Raw genomic sequence first — 17,623 nt, forward strand, 5'->3', positions numbered from 1 at the left:
AATCAGCCATCAAACTTTTTCTGACAAATTACGATAACGAAGGTGCGCAATGGCAGACTGGAATGGGGAATACATTAGCCCATACGCTGAACACGGTAAAAAAAGTGAGCAGGTGAAAAAAATCACCGTTTCAATCCCATTGAAAGTGTTAAAAGTATTAACTGATGAGCGCACTCGCCGTCAGATCAATAACTTACGTCATGCAACCAACAGTGAGTTGCTATGCGAAGCTTTTTTGCATGCTTATACCGGCCAACCTTTACCGACCGATGAAGATTTAAGAAAAGATCGCCCAGATGATATTCCAACAGAAGCGAAAGCATTGATGACCGCGATGGGCATTGAGTTTGAAGCATACGACGATGAAGAAGCGTAACGCGCCACATCGATAACACTTTGTCTTTATTTTTGGAAAAGTGACCACAATGGTGTGCTGATCTGCAAAACCTGCACATGATTTTATCAACATCGTTAAAAACAAAAAAAACCGCAGAACGAAAGCTGCGGTTTTTTTGTTTTCAATCGACAACGTTACTCTTGCATGTAGCCTTCTGGCATTTCAATGCGAGCTACGCCTGAGTCAACCGCTGCCTGAGCGACGGCTTTTGCTACGCGAGGTAGCAGGCGAGGATCCATTGGTTTTGGAATGATGTAGTCAGGGCCAAAACTTAGAGACTCAACTCCAGCTGCTTTAAGTACTTCAACAGGCACTTCTTCTTTGGCCAGTTCGCGAATGGCTTCGACAGCCGCTAACTTCATTTGATCATTGATTTCACTGGCGCGTACATCTAAAGCACCGCGGAAGATGAATGGGAAACACAATACGTTATTAACTTGGTTTGGATAGTCACTGCGGCCAGTACCCATAATTAAATCATCACGTACTGCATTGGCAAGTTCTGGCTTAATTTCAGGATCTGGGTTTGAACAAGCGAACACAACTGGCTTGTCGGCCATCAGTTTCAATGCTTCCGCTGGCAGTAGGTTCGGGCCGGATACCCCTAGGAATAAGTCAGCGCCAGTGATGGCGTCTTCCAAGGTTCGCTTATCGGTGTTGCTCGCAAAAAGCTGCTTATATTCATTCAGATCATCACGGCGGGTGTGAATCACACCTTTACGATCAAGCATGTAGATTTTTTCACGCATCGCCCCACATTTGATCAGCAGTTCCATACATGCTGTTGCTGCTGCACCTGCACCAAGACAGACAATGGTACATTCGTTTAGATTTTTGCCTTGTAGTTCAATAGCATTGAGCATGCCCGCTGCCGTAACAATTGCCGTTCCGTGCTGATCATCGTGGAAAACTGGAATATTACAACGCTCAATTAAGCGACGTTCAATTTCAAAGCAGTCTGGTGCTTTGATATCTTCGAGGTTAATGCCACCAAACGTATCGGCAATATTGGCGACGGTATCGACGAATTCATCAATGGTACGGTGTTTTACTTCAATGTCGATTGAATCAAGGCCAGCAAAACGCTTGAATAATAGTGCTTTACCTTCCATTACTGGCTTAGAAGCCATTGGCCCTAAGTTGCCTAAACCAAGAATTGCAGTGCCGTTAGAGATAACCGCGACCATGTTGCCTTTCGCTGTATATTTATAAACGTTATCTACATTTTGTGCGATTTCACGAACCGGTTCAGCAACGCCAGGGCTGTAAGCTAGCGCGAGATCTTCAGCTGAGTCTGCTGGTTTCGTGAGAGATACCGCGATTTTACCTGCCGTCGGGTAAGCGTGGTAATCGAGCGCACGTTGGCGAAATTGTTCTTCTGCAGTCAATTCTTGATTATGGTCATCTGACATAGGTTTAGGTGCTCGTATTGGGTTGGAAAGGTCAATGATTCTAATGGATGTCAGTCAAACTTCCTAGGTAGGAACGCGACGTGCTTCATTAAAAATGGCTGAAAACCGTGCTGATAAGACCTGAGAGTGATGACAAAAATCACTATATAAAAAAAATGCCAATAAAAAAGGATGCCGAAGCATCCTTTTTTAATTCTATTACAAAATAGTAAATAATTACTTTTTGCTAGATAGAGCACCGAAACGCTTGTTGAAGCGATCTACACGGCCGCCTGTATCAACGATACGTTGCTTACCAGTGTAGAATGGGTGACATTTGTCACACACGTCTAGGTGGATAGATTCTTTGCCTAGAGTTGAGCTGAACTCGAATGCGTTGCCGCAAGAACAAGTTGCGCTAACTGCTTTGTATTCTGGGTGGATACCAGCTTTCATGGGATAACCTCAAATTGGGCCGTGTCGCTATCCGAATCTGAGCCGGACACCACACGTAGTTAATAAAAAATGTTGATACCGCTTCATGTTCAATAGTGAGCACTAAGCCATATCATCAAGGCGCGATATATTAATGAATCATCTGCAGTGGATCAAGCCATTTCGCCGCTATTTTCGCCACATTTTTGTACAGTGACGAAGCTCGAATTTAATGGAAGCATCCAGTAGACTGTGTTTTCTTACTTTTTGTACCACTAATGGACGATTATGCGCCCCACCATTGCACGAGTTGCCTTACCTGTACCACTGGATAAACAGTTTGATTATCAGATCCCTGGGCATCTGTTTCCGATTGTAGGTGGACGAGTGTCGGTGCCGTTTGGTCGTCAGACTCTAGTTGGGGTTGTGACGGCATTGGTCAGTGAATCGGATTTTCCATTAGATCAGCTCAAGCCACTCAAGCAAGTATTAGATAACCAACCCGTATGGTCAGATAAACTCTACCGTTTACTATCGTGGAGCAGTCAATTTTACCAATACCCATTGGGCGAAACCTTGTTTAATGCACTACCTTCAGCATTACGCAAAGGCAAAGCGGCCGATTTCTCTACTTTACTGGAATGGCAATTGACGATTGCCGGACGTAATCAATTGATGCAAGGTTTTGGTCGAGCGGTTAAACAAGCCAAAGTAATGACAATGCTCGAAGGTGGGTCAGTTTCACACCAACAGTTTATCGATGAAGAAGTAAGCAGCGCAGTATTAAAAACGCTAGAGGAAAAAGGGTGGATTGAATCTGTTGAAAAGAAACCCATTGCCAAAGCGTGGCCACAACAATTAGAAGCGGCAGTTGAAAAGCCCAAGCTAAACCATGAGCAGGTGATTGCGATTGCCTCTATCAATAGCCACACCCAATTTGCTTGTTATCTGCTCGAAGGTGTTACTGGTTCTGGGAAAACAGAAGTCTATTTAAACCTCATTAAACCAGTATTAGAAAAAGGACGCCAAGCGTTAGTTTTAGTGCCTGAGATTGGCCTAACTCCACAAACGATCAACCGTTTTCGTAAGCGATTTAATGTGCCTGTGGCGGTGGTGCACTCTGGGCTCAATGATACGGAACGCCTTAATGCGTGGCTCGCGGCTCGCGACAAAATAGCGGGTATTGTTATTGGCACCCGCTCAGCTCTGCTGACCCCTTTTGCTGACCTTGGCATTATTATCGTTGATGAAGAGCATGACGCGTCTTATAAGCAACAAGATAGTTTGCGTTATCACGCACGCGATGTCGCGGTGATGCGTGCTCATCTTGAGCAAATCCCAATTGTACTTGGTTCGGCAACTCCGGCTTTAGAAACATTACATAATGCGTTAACGGGCAAATATCACCACCTAACGCTGACCCAGCGCGCTGGTGTGGCGGTTCCAACCAAGAATAAAGTGTTGGACGTCAAAGGCCTGTTTTTAGAAAGTGGTTTATCAGCACCATTAATTGCCGAGATGAGAAAACATCTGAGTGCGGGTAATCAAGTGATGCTGTTTCTTAACCGACGTGGTTTTTCTCCGGCGCTGATGTGCCATGAATGTGGCTGGATAGCGGAATGTAAGCGCTGTGATGCTTACTATACCTTCCATCAATACAGCAGTGAGATGCGCTGTCACCATTGCGGTTCACAGCGTCCTGTGGTGCATCAATGCCAAGGATGTGGCTCAACTCAATTGGTGACCGTTGGCGTTGGGACTGAGCAACTCGAATCGCAACTGGCGCAGATTTTTCCTGATTACAAGACCATTCGTATTGATCGCGACAGCACGCGTCGTAAAGGCAGCTTGGAAAACGCGTTAGCTTCGATTCGCAATGGTGAATATAAAATATTAATTGGCACTCAAATGCTTGCTAAAGGACACCATTTTCCCGATGTCACTTTGGTTGCACTATTGGATGTTGATGGATCGTTATACAGCAGTGATTTTCGCGCTTCGGAACGTTTGGCTCAGCTGTTTACTCAAGTGGCGGGACGAGCAGGGCGAGCCAGTAAACCAGGGGAGGTTATTTTGCAAACTCACCACCCCGAGCACAGCTTGTTGCAAGCGTTACTAAGCAAGGACTATCACCACTTTGCGCAAACCGCCCTAGAAGAACGAAAAATCGCGATGCTGCCACCTTATACTTACTTGACCTTATTTAAAGCTGAGGGCAATCAAGCGCAGATGGTTGAAGAGTTTTTGCGCCAAGTTCGTCATACCTTAGAGATTCACCCTTTATTTGATGAGAGCTGTTTAGTACTTGGGCCCACTCCTGCACCGTTGGCTAAACGAGCGGGTAAATTTCGTTGGCAACTGCTGTTGCAAACTCAGACTCGTTCGTTGATGCAAAAGTTATTAATGAGTGCTAAGCCAGCGATCACTATGTTGCCATTATCTAAAAAAATTCGTTGGTCTTTAGATATTGAACCGCAAGATCTCAGTTAAACTTGGCTATCGTTTTTTGTGTAACAAGCTGTAACGCATTGAAGCAAACGAGTGCTAAAAAATCATGCTGTTATTTTTATCAAGAAAATGAATCATCATCACTGTGATGAGGTTCACGCTTATTATGCAAAATTTGTTAATCTGACCGTAACTTTCTGTCTGGAAATGAATAGACTATCCAACATACCTTTGAAGTAAATGACGGGTAACGGCATTTACTTTATAGCAATAATAATGTGTGGATTTTCCACCAACGAAAGACTTGATAAGAGGGTTAATTTCTATGGCGACAATGAAGGATGTTGCCCAGCTTGCCGGTGTATCAACAGCCACAGTATCAAGGGCATTGATGAACCCAGAAAAAGTGTCATCTTCAACGCGTAAACGTGTAGAAGATGCCGTTTTGGAGGCTGGTTATTCACCAAATTCTCTCGCTCGAAACTTACGTCGAAATGAATCAAAAACTATTGTGGCGATTGTCCCTGATATTTGTGACCCTTATTTCACAGAGATCATTCGAGGCATTGAAGACGCAGCTATGGAGCATGGCTACCTTGTTTTATTGGGTGACAGTGGCCAACAGAAAAAGCGCGAGCGATCTTTGGTTAACTTAGTTTTCACCAAACAAGCGGATGGCATGCTGCTACTTGGAACGGATCTTCCTTTTGATGTCAGCAAACCCGAACAGAAAAATTTGCCACCGATGGTGATGGCGTGTGAATTTGCTCCTGAATTGGAACTACCGACAGTACACATCGATAATCTCACCTCAGCATTTGAAGCAGTGAATTACTTAACTCAGTTAGGGCATAAACGGGTTGCACAGATTTCTGGACCGGAAGCGGCCACATTGTGCCAATTTCGACATCAAGGTTATCAGCAGGCACTTCGCCGCGCAGGAATAACGTTGAATCCAGCATATTGTACTTATGGTGACTTTACTTTTGAGGCAGGCGCTAAAGCGGTAAGACAGTTACTGGCTTTACCTGAGCCTCCTACTGCTATTTTTAGCCATAATGACACAATGGCGATAGGTGCCATTCAAGAAGCTAAGAGGCTAGGGTTACGTGTACCACAAGACCTCTCTGTTGTTGGTTTCGATGATATTCAATTTGCGAGCTATTGTGATCCACCGCTGACAACCATTTCCCAGCCTCGTTATGAAATTGGCCGTCAAGCGATGTTGATGATGCTAGAACTGCTGCGTGGTCATGAAGTTGGTGCAGGTTCTCGATTGCTAGAAACGAGTCTAGTGGTTCGGGAAAGTGCCGCTCCTCCTCGTTTAGTGTAACGTTGGCAGCGCATTTTTGATGCGCTGCTTCCATTTCAGCGCTGTTAAGTGGCAGTAAACTACATTAACATTGGGTCAAACCATCAACTTTTGAATTTTCTGTGGCTAATAAAGATTATATAAGGCGCGGTCGTAGTCCGAAAAAGCCGGCCCCAAAAAAAGCAGCCTCACGTCGTAAACCTTGGCGTAGTGGTTTATTGGCAGTAATACTGGTTTCCGCTTTTGGTTATGGTTTATACCTTTTGAGTAAAGATCCTGAGCCGCCGCAACCGGTCGTGGTACAACCTAAACCGGTAACCAAGGCAAAGCCAACCGATGTTATTCCACCTCCTCCTGAAGAAAAGTGGGATTATGTTGACAGTTTGCCGAAGCGGGAAGTTGAAGTTGTTGCCAAAGAGCAGAAAGTCTCTGATATCCCATACATTATGCAGTGTGGCGCTTATAAAACTATGCAACAGGCAGAAGCGCGTAAACTCGATATCGCTTTCCAAGGGTTAAGCAGCAAAATCCGCAAGAAGGAAGATAGCAGTTGGTATCGTATTGTGCTTGGTCCGTATAAATTTAAGCGTGATGCTGAGCGCGATAAGCACAAATTGCAGCGTGCTAAAATTGAGCCTTGTGCTATCTGGAAAGAGCAACAGTAAACATTATTCTCACCGTAAGTTAGCTATTGCTTGCGGTGAGTTATCCTCTTCGACTTGAAATCTTTTCTTCGCATCCTCATATATTTGCCAACTCCATCGAGAAAATAAATAAGAGGCCCTGTCGTGACTACTATCGTATCTGTACGTCGTAATAATAAAGTTGTCATCGCGGGTGACGGACAAGTATCGCTCGGTAATACCGTAATGAAAGGCAATGCCCGCAAAGTTCGTCGTCTATACAATAACCAAGTACTAGCGGGATTTGCTGGTGGCACCGCTGATGCCTTTACGCTGTTTGAGCGTTTCGAAAGCAAATTGCAAATGCACCAAGGTCACCTGACTAAAGCTGCGGTTGAACTAGCGAAAGACTGGCGAAGCGACCGAGCCTTGCGCAAGCTAGAAGCTATTTTGGCGGTGGCAGATGAAACGGCATCGTTCATTATCACTGGTAACGGGGATGTTGTTCAGCCAGAAAACGACTTGATTGCGATTGGTTCTGGTGGCAACTTTGCACAAGCCGCTGCTACAGCTCTGTTAGAAAATACCGAATTAGACGCACGTGAAATTGCCGAAAAAGCACTAAAAATTGCAGGCGATATTTGTGTGTTCACCAACCATTTCCATACTATCGAAGAACTAGAAATTCCCACTGAGCTGCTATTGGAAAAACCACAGTCAGTCGAAAAATAAAGATAGTATTTAGTGTAAAAGAATTAAGGAAACTACTATGTCTGAAATGACCCCTCGTGAAATTGTTCATGAACTCAATCGACACATTATTGGTCAGGATAAAGCTAAGCGCTCCGTTGCTATCGCATTGCGTAACCGCTGGCGTCGTATGCAGCTTGAAGAAAGTTTACGTATTGAAGTCACGCCTAAAAATATTTTAATGATTGGCCCAACGGGTGTTGGTAAAACGGAAATTGCTCGTCGTCTGGCTAAGCTTGCTAACGCGCCTTTTATTAAAGTCGAAGCGACCAAGTTCACCGAAGTGGGGTACGTAGGTAAAGAAGTTGAGACCATTATCCGCGACCTGACCGATGTTGCGGTAAAAATGACTCACCAACAGGCGATGGAAAAGGTGCAATTTCGTGCCCAAGAACAAGCGGAAGATCGCATTTTAGATGCTTTATTGCCACCAGCTCGTGATGCTTGGGGTGAGAACGAAAAAAGCGAAGAAAGCTCGAACACTCGTCAGGTTTTCCGCAAAAAATTGCGTGAAGGGAAACTGGACGATAAAGAAATTGAGATCAATGTTGCTGTGCCACAAATGGGGGTTGAGATCATGGCTCCTCCTGGCATGGAAGAGATGACCAACCAACTACAAGGTATGTTCCAAAACCTGGCTGGTGACACCAAGAAAAAGCGTAAACTCAAAATTAAAGACGCTTTTAAAGCATTAACCGAAGAAGAAGCCGCCAAGCTGGTTAATCAAGAAGAGTTGAAAGATCAAGCTATCTATAACGTTGAAAATAACGGTATTGTTTTCATTGATGAGATCGACAAAATTTGTAAGCGTGGTGAAAGTTCTGGCCCAGATGTTTCTCGTGAAGGGGTGCAGCGTGACTTATTGCCATTGATCGAAGGCAGCACCGTTTCGACAAAACACGGTATGGTAAAAACCGACCATATCTTGTTTATTACCTCGGGCGCTTTCCAAGTGGCGAAACCTTCTGATCTTATTCCTGAGCTGCAAGGTCGTTTGCCGATTCGTGTTGAGTTAGAAGCGCTATCTAGTCACGACTTCAAACGTATTCTGACTGAACCCAAAGCATCACTCACAGAGCAGTACATTGCACTGATGAAAACCGAAGATGTAAATATTGAATTTACCGAGGATGGGATTACACAAATTGCAGAAGCGGCATGGCAGGTTAATGAAACCACTGAAAATATTGGTGCTCGTCGTCTGCATACCGTAATGGAACGTTTGATGGACGAAATCTCTTTTGATGCCACCGATAAGCCTGGTTCGTCAATGACCATTGATGCCGCTTACGTGAAAATGCGCCTCGGTGAGCTAGTAGAAAATGAAGACCTAAGCCGCTTTATTCTTTAATTCGCTGCGTTTTTCCAAAATAAGCTTGTAGCCCGTCAAATACGACGGGCTTTTTATTGGCATGGAATTGAGCGTATACTCTCAACATTATTCATAGGTTATGACTTTGCATGAAGAATTCGCTCCATATCTGGTTTGATGCCGCCAGACCGAAAACACTCCCTCTAGCCCTAGTTTCTATTTTAACGGGTAGTGCATTAGCGTTTTCTGCTGGTCACTTTTCTGCTCCTATTGCTTTGCTTGCGTTGCTCACCGCAACCCTATTACAGATTTTATCCAACCTAGCTAATGATTACGGGGATGCGATAAAGGGCACCGATAATGAGGCGAGATTAGGCCCCATGAGGGCCATCCAATCTGGGGTGGTGACACTGACTGACATGAAGCAAGCGATGGTGATTAACATTGTGCTTACGGTGTTATCAGGATTAGTGCTTGTTTTTTATGCGCTGGATAGCTTGCAAAGTATTCTGGCGTTTTTAGGGCTAGGCGTGTTGGCTATTATTGCCGCTATTGCTTACACCGTCGGCAACAAACCTTACGGTTATGTTGGTTTGGGCGATCTTTCCGTTTTTATCTTCTTTGGTTTGTTGGGGGTTTCGGGCACTTATTTTTTGCATACCGGAAATATCGAGCCAAGCTTGTTTTTACCGGCGCTCGGCTGTGGTTTATTGGCGGTTGCCGTTCTCAATATCAACAACATGCGAGATATTGAAAATGATGCAATCTGTGGAAAACGCACCGTAGCTGTGCGTTTAGGGCAAACCCGTGCCAAACAATACCACTTTATGTTATTGGCCGGAGCAGTTACAGCTTTTGCTGGCTATCTCGTTATGCAATCTAGCCCGGTGTGGATTAGCTTGCCATTTTTGCTCAGTATTGTCGTGGTGGTGAAGCATGGTAAGGCGGTGTGGGTGAGCGATAAGCCCGCGCAAATCGCACCTATGATGCCGGTTGTGGTGAAATGTTCGCTTATCACCAACCTGTTGTTTGTTGGAATTGTTATAGCTCAAACTCTGACGAGTTAATTGTGTCTTGTCATTGCAATGACTTAATGACCCTATATACTCGTTGAAGATGATTTTCGGCAAGAGAAGAACGGATATGGAATACAACACCTCAGCGTTATGTGATATTTATCTCGACCAAGTCGATGTTGTGGAACCAATGTTTAGCAACTTTGGTGGTAGCGCTTCATTCGCAGGCCAACTAACAACCGTTAAATGTTTTGAAGATAATGGTTTGATCCGTGAAGTACTAGAGCAAGATGGCTTAGGCCGGGTACTACTGGTTGATGGTGGTGGCTCACTGCGCCGTGCTTTAATTGATGCGGAATTAGCGGCTCTTGCTGAAGAAAACGAATGGGAAGGGATTGTCGTTTACGGCTGCGTGCGTGAAGTCGATGAACTTGAAGATATGAGTATTGGTATTCAAGCCTTAGCGTCTATTCCTGTTGGTGCTTCTGCACAGGGTATTGGTGAGGTTGATGTTGCGGTGAATTTTGGCAGTGTGACTTTCCTACCTGAAGATTACCTCTATGCCGACAACACTGGCATTATTTTGTCGCAAGAGCCATTAAATGTTGAAATGGACTTAGATGAAGACGACCAAGTGGATGAGTAATACCAATCACAGTAAATAAGTGGTCAGAAATAGCGCGGAAAAAGGCTTGAGAACAAGGCAAGATTTTTCGATAAGTAGTTATTCTACAATCAAAAATTCTAACGCAGTCATCGAGCATTTTAACCAGCTAGAATGAACAGTTATTTACTACGATTGGTATAATTTTTACCTCTAATTTGAATCACAAAAAAGCCGACGTTTATTGCGTCGGCTTTTTTACAACTTCCATTAATAAACAAAGTCATAGGACTGGGTATGCCTGTCAGAAGCTAACGGTTAGTGAGAGAATCCCCATGAGCATAGATAAACGATGTGATTGGGGTAAGCAAACGTAGCCAACACCGCTGTAACTTCAAGTAGAAAGGGTATATATAATATAAAACGATATTAACTAATTGGTATCGATTGAACTAAAATAACAACTATCGAATTAGGCAGTTTCTCTACTACTGATCTATCTATTGACAGGTGCGCCGTAAACGTAGCGCGTAGACATAGCCTAGCATACCGCCTGAAATATTCCCTAGCGCAATGCCGATAAATAACCCTTCAACATCATACCAATAAGAACCTAACCAAGCTGCGGGTAAAGTAAACACAAATAACCGCATAAAGCTCCATTGGAAGGCTCGTATCGGTTTATGCAGTGCGTTTAAAGCAGCAATCAGCATCATTACAATGCCTTGGAAGCCGTAGCTAAAGGGGACAACAAGTAAGTAATGCCATAGAAGATCGCGTACTGACTGTTCTTGTGAAAATAGTGCCGCTAAAGGGATGCTCAGTGGCACCATCATTGCGAAAATCATCAATTGGAAAACAACCGAGAAACGCATACTCACAAATAAACCTGCAAAGCTGCGTTGTGTATTTTTGGCTCCAATATTTTGTGCCATAAAAGGCGTAAGTGAAGACGTTAAAGACATCAACACCAAAATTAAAATCGACTCGATACGTTGCGCAGCACCATAGGCTGCCACGGCGGCTGTTCCATGGCTGGCAAGCATTATCATCAATAGTGCTCCCAACAACGGGTTCATCGCATTGGAAAGGGCTGCGGGGGTACCTACTTTTAATATCTGTTTCCAATCATGCCATAAAATTGGCAAATAAGGCCAAGCTAAGAGTCGATCTCTTGTGACTAATACGTAAAGTGAACCACATAAGGCACCTAGCCAGCTAAAGGCGCTTGCAATTGCCGCACCTTGAATACCTAACTCAGGAAATGGCCCGTAACCAAAAATCAGTAGTGGGTCGAGCACACCATTAATTAAGCCTGATAACATCATTATTTTAGCCGGTGTTTTGGTATCGCCTGTTGCGCGAATCGCACTGTTACCAGCCATTGGGATCACCAATAGAGGAATGGTCAGATACCATACTTGCATGTACTGCTTAATGAGAGGAATGAGCTCGTGCGTTGCTCCGAGTAGTAAAAATAGTGGTTCAATGGTAAGCAAACCGATCACGGAGGCGATCGTCACTAATATGACGGCCAGTAAGACCCCATGGCTAGAAAAACGTGCGGCATTTTGTGCATCGCCTTGTCCAAGTAAGCGTCCAATGCTGGTGGATAAACCAATACCAATGCCCATAGTGATGCAATTAATGGCAAAGGTGACCGGAAAGGTAAAGCTAATGGCGGCAAGAGATTGAGTACCAAGTAGTGAGATAAAAAAAGTATCGACCAAGTTAAACATCAAAATAGCAACTAAACCGAAAATCATCGGAATCGTCATTTGACGCAACACATCGGAAATGGGGGCTGTAAGTAGGCCGTGTTTATCGTTGCTTGCGGGTTGGTGCATAACTGACAGGCTTGGTAGGCAAAACGCTAGGATACAAGATTATGATCTTAGCGGCTAGGTTGGGAATGTTAGCCAATAAAAAAGGCCAGCAGAGCTGACCTTTCTCAATTAAAGAAATACGATAATCGTAATAATTATGCGTTTTTCGCTTCAGCTGCCGCTTTTGCGATAGCTGCAAAGCTTTTCGCGTCAAGCGCTGCGCCGCCAACTAGAGCACCATCGATGTCTGGTTGTGCAAAGTAAGCTGCTGCGTTTTCAGGTTTAACAGAACCGCCGTATTGGATAACAACGTTTTTCGCAACTTCTTCAGATTTCTCAGCAATGTGAGCACGGATTTGAGCGTGAATGCGTTGTGCATCGTCAGCTGTAGCCGCTTTACCAGTACCGATAGCCCAGATTGGTTCGTAAGCGATGATAGCGCCTTCAAGAGCTTCAACGCCTTGAGTGTTGATAACTGCGTCAAGTTGACGTGCACATACTGCCACTGTCTCGCCAGCTTCGTTTTGCGCTTCAGACTCACCAATACAAAGAACAGGCGTTAGGCCATTTTCTTTTAGGAATGCGAATTTTTTAGCAACAAACTCGTCTGATTCATTGTGGTATTCACGACGTTCAGAGTGACCGATGATGATGTGAGTTGCACCAAACTCTTTAAGCATAGCTGGAGACATGTCGCCAGTGAATGCACCGCTGTTGTGTAGGTCAGTGTTTTGAGCACCTAGGATGATCGCGCTACCAGCTTCAGTAAGCGTACGCTCAGCAAGGTCTACAAATAGTGCTGGTGGAGCAACTGCTACGTCTACGCCTGTAACGCCTTCAAGTTCAGCGTTAAGACCGTTTAGTAGTTCAACAACCATTTCTTTGCTGCCGTTTAGTTTCCAGTTACCCATAACTACAGGATGACGCATAGGAATATCTCCATTAATTATCAAATATTAAAGCCAATGAATGTAAAAAATAAACGTGATTGCGAAAGAATATAACAGATAAAACTCAGCAGATCATGATGCGAGTCATGACTTTATTGGATCTTCATCAATGGCCTGTGCAGCTTGTCAGTGATCCCATCGGCAGAATAGTAACCTATCACTCGGATTTTGCTCGATTAGTTGCTATACCCATAATCCGAAAGAATACTTATCATGCTAAACGGTTAACTCCGTATGACAGATCAGATAACCGATAAAAGGAATGCAAATGCCAAATCTTGTTATGGAATACTCAAACTCGGTAGATGAACGTGTTAATGTTCAAGGTTTGTTGGAAGATCTGCACCATGTGGCTCTGAAGTGCGGGTTATTTGATGCTGATTCGGTTAAATCTCGTGCGTTGCGCTGCCACCATTGGTTTATTGGTGAAGAGGGTGACAGTGTTGATTTTATTCATATTAGTTTTGAATTACTGTCAGGTAGAACGTCAGAACAAAAGCGTAGCTTATCTCGTCAGTTGATGGAAGTTTTGCAGCAGCAAGCTAGTCAAGTAAGAAGCTTGACCATCAATGTACGAGATATGGATAAAGACAGTTTCCAGAAGGTCGTAAATTAACCTCATCTCTAATCTGAGTTAAGGTTAAATAAATCATTGTTAGGTAATAAAATGTCGATTAAAGAACTGCTATTTTCATTTCAAGGCCGTATTGGTCGAAAAACTTTTTGGCTATGGAACGTCACTTATTATGCGTTGATTATCGGTTTCGCTACCGTCGCTAATAAGATATTTCCCAATATTGCTTACCTTATCTTGCCGGTATTTTTGTTGATTGTGCTCATTCCTGACTTGGCGATCACAGCAAAGCGTTGGCATGATCGAAACAAGTCAGTGTGGTGGTTAGTGCTCAATGTTCCGTTGGTTTTGGGACGTATGACGATGCCAATTGGCAATGCTGATGTGGCGGCTCAAGCCGGTATGATGGAAGCCTTGGTTTCTCTAGTGGCACTAGTGTGCGGAGTATGGATACTGGTTGAGTGTGGCTTTATGAAAGGTTCTGTAGGCAACAATGATTATGGGCCTGAAGCAGAATAAGCTTAAACTTGAATAAATTTAAGCTGGTACGGTGAGCCTGCTTAAGTTTATCGCCAGCCATTATCACGAGGAGTGAAAGGTATGATCTTGGCGCTAACCTTCTCTTTTTCAAATTCACCATCTAAGGCATTTTGGAATTTTATCATCTGCTGACTAAGCTCGCGCATTAAAGTCACGTTAGCGTGAACGGGGTTTTTGCACTGGCTTACGACTAAATCAATGTGGCTTTGTTGAGCCCAAAGCCTATCTTGCATATTGAACGAAGCAGAGAGAATCAACTCCTCACAAATGTCTTTTTTTAGTTGTGTAAAGGCTTCTGGGTTGTGCTGTGCAAGTTCAACCAGTTCATCAAAAGAGGGTAAAGCCTGTTTTTGAGGGGGCACCATATGTCACTCCTTTACATTTAGTTATGTTGATTATTTTATCAACATAACTAAAGCATAACTGAGGAACGAGCGCTGCGTTGGAACGAAATGCGCAATTCTTAAATATGAGACAATGCTAGCGAGTGGTAATTTTATAGGTGCAACGACGTTCACCTTGAATAATATGCTCACTCCGCTCAATGCAATGTTCGCTACCGAGCAGTGTTTGGAAGATATTCAGTTCGGATCTACAAAGGTTAGGGCAGCGGGTTGCGGCTTTGCAGATAGGACAATGGTTCTCGATTAACATGAAACCATCTTCCGTTGATTCCAATTCCGCCATATAGCCTTCTTGCTCACGTAGGATAACCAAGGTATTCAATTTATCTTCTAAATTTTTGCAGTTGATTAACGCTTGTTGATATTGCGCGAATGTTTGAGCCTCGCGTTCAGCGGCCACCTTGGCAAGCCCCTCTTTACCGAACAAATGTTCAACCGCATCAATCACTTGGATGGTGAGTTCTCCGTGACGATCTGCGAATTGATCATGGCCTTTTTGAGTCAATGACCAATGACGAGTAGGACGCCCGACTTTTACTTTCACATCGTGAAAAGTAAGAATGCCATCATCTTCCAAACTTTGTAGGTGCTGACGGGCTCCCATGGTGGTGATACCTAAGTCATCGGCTAATTGCTTTGCGGTTACTGCGCCATCACGTTTTAAGGTTTGGAGTATTCTATCAATGGTTTTCATCGTATTCCTCTCATAACTTTATCTATTATGAAGAAGCAGGTTAATAAAGCAAATTATTTACTATGCCGCATAGGTAAGTATTTAGTTTTGTGCGCATTAATGAGTTATTGACGACCAATTCGTTAATTTCGTCACAAAAAATTCTTATTTCCCCCTTGGGATTGCACTTACCACCCCCCACATATCTGTCACGAGCTGAGTAATCAGCCTTTCATAAACTTCACGGAAAATAAAATCAGGAGAGACGACCGATGAACATTCGTCCATTACACGACCGAGTTATCGTTGAACGCCAAGAAGTTGAATCTAAATCTGCTGGTGGCATTGTTCTAACTGGTTCAGCCGCAGAAAAATCAACACGCGGGACCATCGTAGCGGTAGGTAAAGGCCGCATTCTAGAGAACGGTTCGGTTCAACCACTGGATGTTAAAGTGGGTGATACTGTTATCTTCGCTGAAAGCTACGGCACTAAAACTGAAAAGATCGACGGTAAAGAAGTGCTCATTATGTCTGAAAGCGACATTATGGCGATTGTCGAGTAAGAGTGCGCATTGAGTAATTTTTGCTCTAATTCAAAAACGATTGATTAAAACAGAATTAAGAAAAGGAAATTAAAGATGGCTGCTAAAGACGTTAAATTTGGTAACGACGCACGAATTAAAATGCTAGAAGGTGTCAACGTTCTAGCTGACGCAGTAAAAGTAACGCTTGGTCCTAAAGGGCGTAATGTTGTTTTAGATAAATCTTTTGGTGCGCCTGTCATCACCAAAGATGGTGTTTCTGTAGCGCGTGAAATTGAGCTGGAAGACAAGTTCCAGAACATGGGCGCTCAAATGGTGAAAGAAGTTGCTTCGCAAGCGAATGATGCGGCGGGTGACGGTACAACGACGGCAACAGTGTTGGCGCAAGCGATCATTACTGAAGGCCTAAAAGCAGTTGCTGCGGGTATGAATCCGATGGATCTTAAGCGCGGGATCGATAAAGCGGTTATCGCAGCAGTTGAAGCATTGAAAGAGCTGTCTGTACCATGTGCTGACACTAAAGCGATTGCTCAAGTAGGTACAATTTCTGCCAACTCTGACACGAGTGTAGGTAACATCATTGCTGAAGCAATGGAAAAAGTAGGTCGTGATGGTGTAATCACCGTTGAAGAAGGTCAAGCACTACAAGACGAACTTGATGTTGTCGAAGGTATGCAATTTGACCGTGGTTACTTATCACCATACTTCATCAACAACCAAGAAGCGGGCAGTGTTGAACTAGAAAGCCCATTTATTTTACTGGTTGATAAGAAAATCTCGAACATTCGTGAGTTGTTACCAACATTAGAAGCTGTTGCAAAAGCTTCTCGTCCGCTGCTTATTATTGCTGAAGACGTGGAAGGCGAAGCTCTGGCTACGTTAGTTGTCAACAACATGCGCGGTATCGTAAAAGTTGCTGCAGTGAAGGCGCCTGGTTTTGGTGACCGTCGTAAAGCGATGCTACAAGATATCGCAACGCTAACAGGTGGTACGGTTATTTCTGAAGAGATCGGTCTAGAGCTTGAAAAAGTGACACTAGAAGACCTAGGTCAAGCGAAACGCATCTCTATCACGAAAGAGAACTCAACCATCATTGATGGCGCTGGTGATGAGGCGGCTATTCAAGGTCGTGTTGCTCAAATTCGTCAACAAATCGAAGACGCAACTTCAGACTACGACAAAGAAAAACTACAAGAGCGCGTTGCAAAACTTGCTGGTGGTGTTGCTGTGATCAAAGTCGGTGCTGCGACTGAAGTTGAAATGAAAGAGAAGAAAGACCGCGTAGAAGATGCGCTACATGCAACTCGCGCTGCAGTTGAAGAAGGCGTAGTCGCTGGTGGTGGTGTTGCGCTTATTCGTGCGGCATCTAAAGTAGCTGGTCTTGAAGGTGATAACGAAGAGCAAAATGTCGGTATCCGTGTAGCACTTCGTGCAATGGAAGCGCCAATTCGTCAAATCACGACCAATGCTGGTGATGAAGAGTCAGTGGTCGCAAACAACGTACGTGCAGGCGAAGGTAACTACGGTTATAACGCGGCAACGGGTGAGTATGGCGACATGATCGAAATGGGTATTTTGGACCCAACCAAAGTGACTCGTAGCGCATTGCAATTTGCCGCGTCAGTTGCTGGGCTTATGATCACAACAGAAGCGATGGTAACCGACTTACCACAGAAAGAATCTGCTGGCATGCCTGATATGGGCGGCATGGGTGGAATGGGTGGAATGATGTAAATTTTGCATCATCCCCATTAATGTAAAGAACCGGAGCTTGGCTCCGGTTTTTTTATAATTGTCTTAATTCTGACGTTTATTCGAAGGCGGTA

18 protein-coding genes are annotated in these 17,623 nt (G+C 44.1%); 12 read left to right on the top strand and 6 right to left on the bottom strand.

What is annotated here, in order from left to right; all coding sequences use genetic code 11:
* The first annotated feature begins 49 nt into the window (after positions 1 to 49).
* Positions 50 to 376 (top strand): met regulon transcriptional regulator MetJ, encoded by a 327-nt coding sequence (metJ, locus tag AACW06_RS03295; protein ID WP_192073974.1) that lies wholly within the window; start codon positions 50 to 52, stop codon positions 374 to 376.
* A 155-nt stretch (positions 377 to 531) separates the two neighbouring features.
* Here metJ and AACW06_RS03300 read toward each other — a convergent pair whose 3' ends face one another.
* Both AACW06_RS03300 and rpmE read right to left on the bottom strand, forming a co-directional pair.
* Entirely contained in the window at positions 532 to 1,809 is a 1,278-nt protein-coding gene (locus tag AACW06_RS03300; protein ID WP_053309612.1) for a malic enzyme-like NAD(P)-binding protein, read from the bottom strand.
* Between the two features lie 216 nt (positions 1,810 to 2,025).
* Positions 2,026 to 2,244: a 50S ribosomal protein L31 gene (gene rpmE, locus AACW06_RS03305; RefSeq protein WP_053309611.1), complete on the bottom strand. Its 219-nt coding sequence runs from the start codon at positions 2,242 to 2,244 to the stop codon at positions 2,026 to 2,028.
* Between the two features lie 267 nt (positions 2,245 to 2,511).
* On the opposite strand from rpmE, the gene priA reads away from it, so the two are divergent.
* The 7 genes from priA (at position 2,512) to rraA (ending at position 10,330) form a co-directional block, all read left to right on the top strand.
* Positions 2,512 to 4,713, top strand: coding sequence for a primosomal protein N' (gene priA / locus AACW06_RS03310; RefSeq protein WP_192073975.1), 2,202 nt, complete (start codon positions 2,512 to 2,514; stop codon positions 4,711 to 4,713).
* Between the two features lie 283 nt (positions 4,714 to 4,996).
* The gene (gene cytR / locus AACW06_RS03315) at positions 4,997 to 6,004 is read left to right on the top strand and encodes a DNA-binding transcriptional regulator CytR (protein ID WP_176246601.1); all 1,008 of its coding nucleotides are present in this window, start codon (positions 4,997 to 4,999) and stop codon (positions 6,002 to 6,004) included.
* 101 nt (positions 6,005 to 6,105) lie between these two features.
* Positions 6,106 to 6,648, top strand: a complete 543-nt coding sequence (locus AACW06_RS03320; RefSeq protein WP_192073976.1) for an SPOR domain-containing protein — start codon at positions 6,106 to 6,108, stop codon at positions 6,646 to 6,648.
* A gap of 123 nt (positions 6,649 to 6,771) precedes the next feature.
* Positions 6,772 to 7,338, top strand: a complete 567-nt coding sequence (hslV, locus tag AACW06_RS03325) for an ATP-dependent protease subunit HslV (protein WP_053309607.1) — start codon at positions 6,772 to 6,774, stop codon at positions 7,336 to 7,338.
* A 37-nt stretch (positions 7,339 to 7,375) separates the two neighbouring features.
* Entirely contained in the window at positions 7,376 to 8,707 is a 1,332-nt protein-coding gene (gene hslU / locus AACW06_RS03330) for an HslU--HslV peptidase ATPase subunit (RefSeq protein ID WP_192073977.1), read from the top strand.
* 110 nt (positions 8,708 to 8,817) lie between these two features.
* Entirely contained in the window at positions 8,818 to 9,735 is a 918-nt protein-coding gene (locus AACW06_RS03335) for a 1,4-dihydroxy-2-naphthoate polyprenyltransferase (protein ID WP_192073978.1), read from the top strand.
* Positions 9,736 to 9,811: 76 nt separating this feature from the next.
* Complete coding sequence (rraA, locus tag AACW06_RS03340) at positions 9,812 to 10,330, top strand: ribonuclease E activity regulator RraA (protein ID WP_192073979.1); 519 nt, start codon at positions 9,812 to 9,814, stop codon at positions 10,328 to 10,330.
* A gap of 458 nt (positions 10,331 to 10,788) precedes the next feature.
* On the opposite strand, the gene AACW06_RS03345 is transcribed toward rraA, so the two are convergent.
* Both AACW06_RS03345 and tpiA read right to left on the bottom strand, forming a co-directional pair.
* Entirely contained in the window at positions 10,789 to 12,135 is a 1,347-nt protein-coding gene (locus AACW06_RS03345) for an MATE family efflux transporter (protein WP_192073980.1), read from the bottom strand.
* A 134-nt stretch (positions 12,136 to 12,269) separates the two neighbouring features.
* Complete coding sequence (gene tpiA, locus AACW06_RS03350; RefSeq protein WP_053309601.1) at positions 12,270 to 13,043, bottom strand: triose-phosphate isomerase; 774 nt, start codon at positions 13,041 to 13,043, stop codon at positions 12,270 to 12,272.
* 289 nt (positions 13,044 to 13,332) lie between these two features.
* Between tpiA and AACW06_RS03355 the strand changes: the two genes are divergently transcribed.
* Both AACW06_RS03355 and AACW06_RS03360 read left to right on the top strand, forming a co-directional pair.
* A complete protein-coding gene (locus tag AACW06_RS03355; RefSeq protein WP_192073981.1) occupies positions 13,333 to 13,680 on the top strand; it encodes a 5-carboxymethyl-2-hydroxymuconate Delta-isomerase in 348 nt (115 codons plus the stop codon).
* Positions 13,681 to 13,731: 51 nt separating this feature from the next.
* Positions 13,732 to 14,157 (top strand): DUF805 domain-containing protein, encoded by a 426-nt coding sequence (locus tag AACW06_RS03360; RefSeq protein WP_192073982.1) that lies wholly within the window; start codon positions 13,732 to 13,734, stop codon positions 14,155 to 14,157.
* A 47-nt stretch (positions 14,158 to 14,204) separates the two neighbouring features.
* On the opposite strand, the gene AACW06_RS03365 is transcribed toward AACW06_RS03360, so the two are convergent.
* Entirely contained in the window at positions 14,205 to 14,543 is a 339-nt protein-coding gene (locus tag AACW06_RS03365) for a DUF3135 domain-containing protein (protein WP_192073983.1), read from the bottom strand.
* Between the two features lie 115 nt (positions 14,544 to 14,658).
* Positions 14,659 to 15,276 carry a helix-turn-helix transcriptional regulator gene (locus AACW06_RS03370; RefSeq protein WP_192073984.1) on the bottom strand — a complete coding sequence of 206 codons (618 nt, stop codon included), beginning with the start codon at positions 15,274 to 15,276 and terminating at the stop codon, positions 14,659 to 14,661.
* A 251-nt stretch (positions 15,277 to 15,527) separates the two neighbouring features.
* On the opposite strand from AACW06_RS03370, the gene AACW06_RS03375 reads away from it, so the two are divergent.
* Both AACW06_RS03375 and groL read left to right on the top strand, forming a co-directional pair.
* Entirely contained in the window at positions 15,528 to 15,818 is a 291-nt protein-coding gene (locus AACW06_RS03375) for a co-chaperone GroES (protein WP_053309596.1), read from the top strand.
* A 75-nt stretch (positions 15,819 to 15,893) separates the two neighbouring features.
* Positions 15,894 to 17,531, top strand: coding sequence for a chaperonin GroEL (gene groL, locus AACW06_RS03380; protein WP_053309595.1), 1,638 nt, complete (start codon positions 15,894 to 15,896; stop codon positions 17,529 to 17,531).
* Positions 17,532 to 17,623: the final 92 nt, after the last annotated feature.

This window comes from Vibrio sp. S12_S33 (genome assembly GCF_963889785.1).
In the GTDB taxonomy this organism is placed as follows: domain Bacteria; phylum Pseudomonadota; class Gammaproteobacteria; order Enterobacterales; family Vibrionaceae; genus Vibrio; species Vibrio aestuarianus.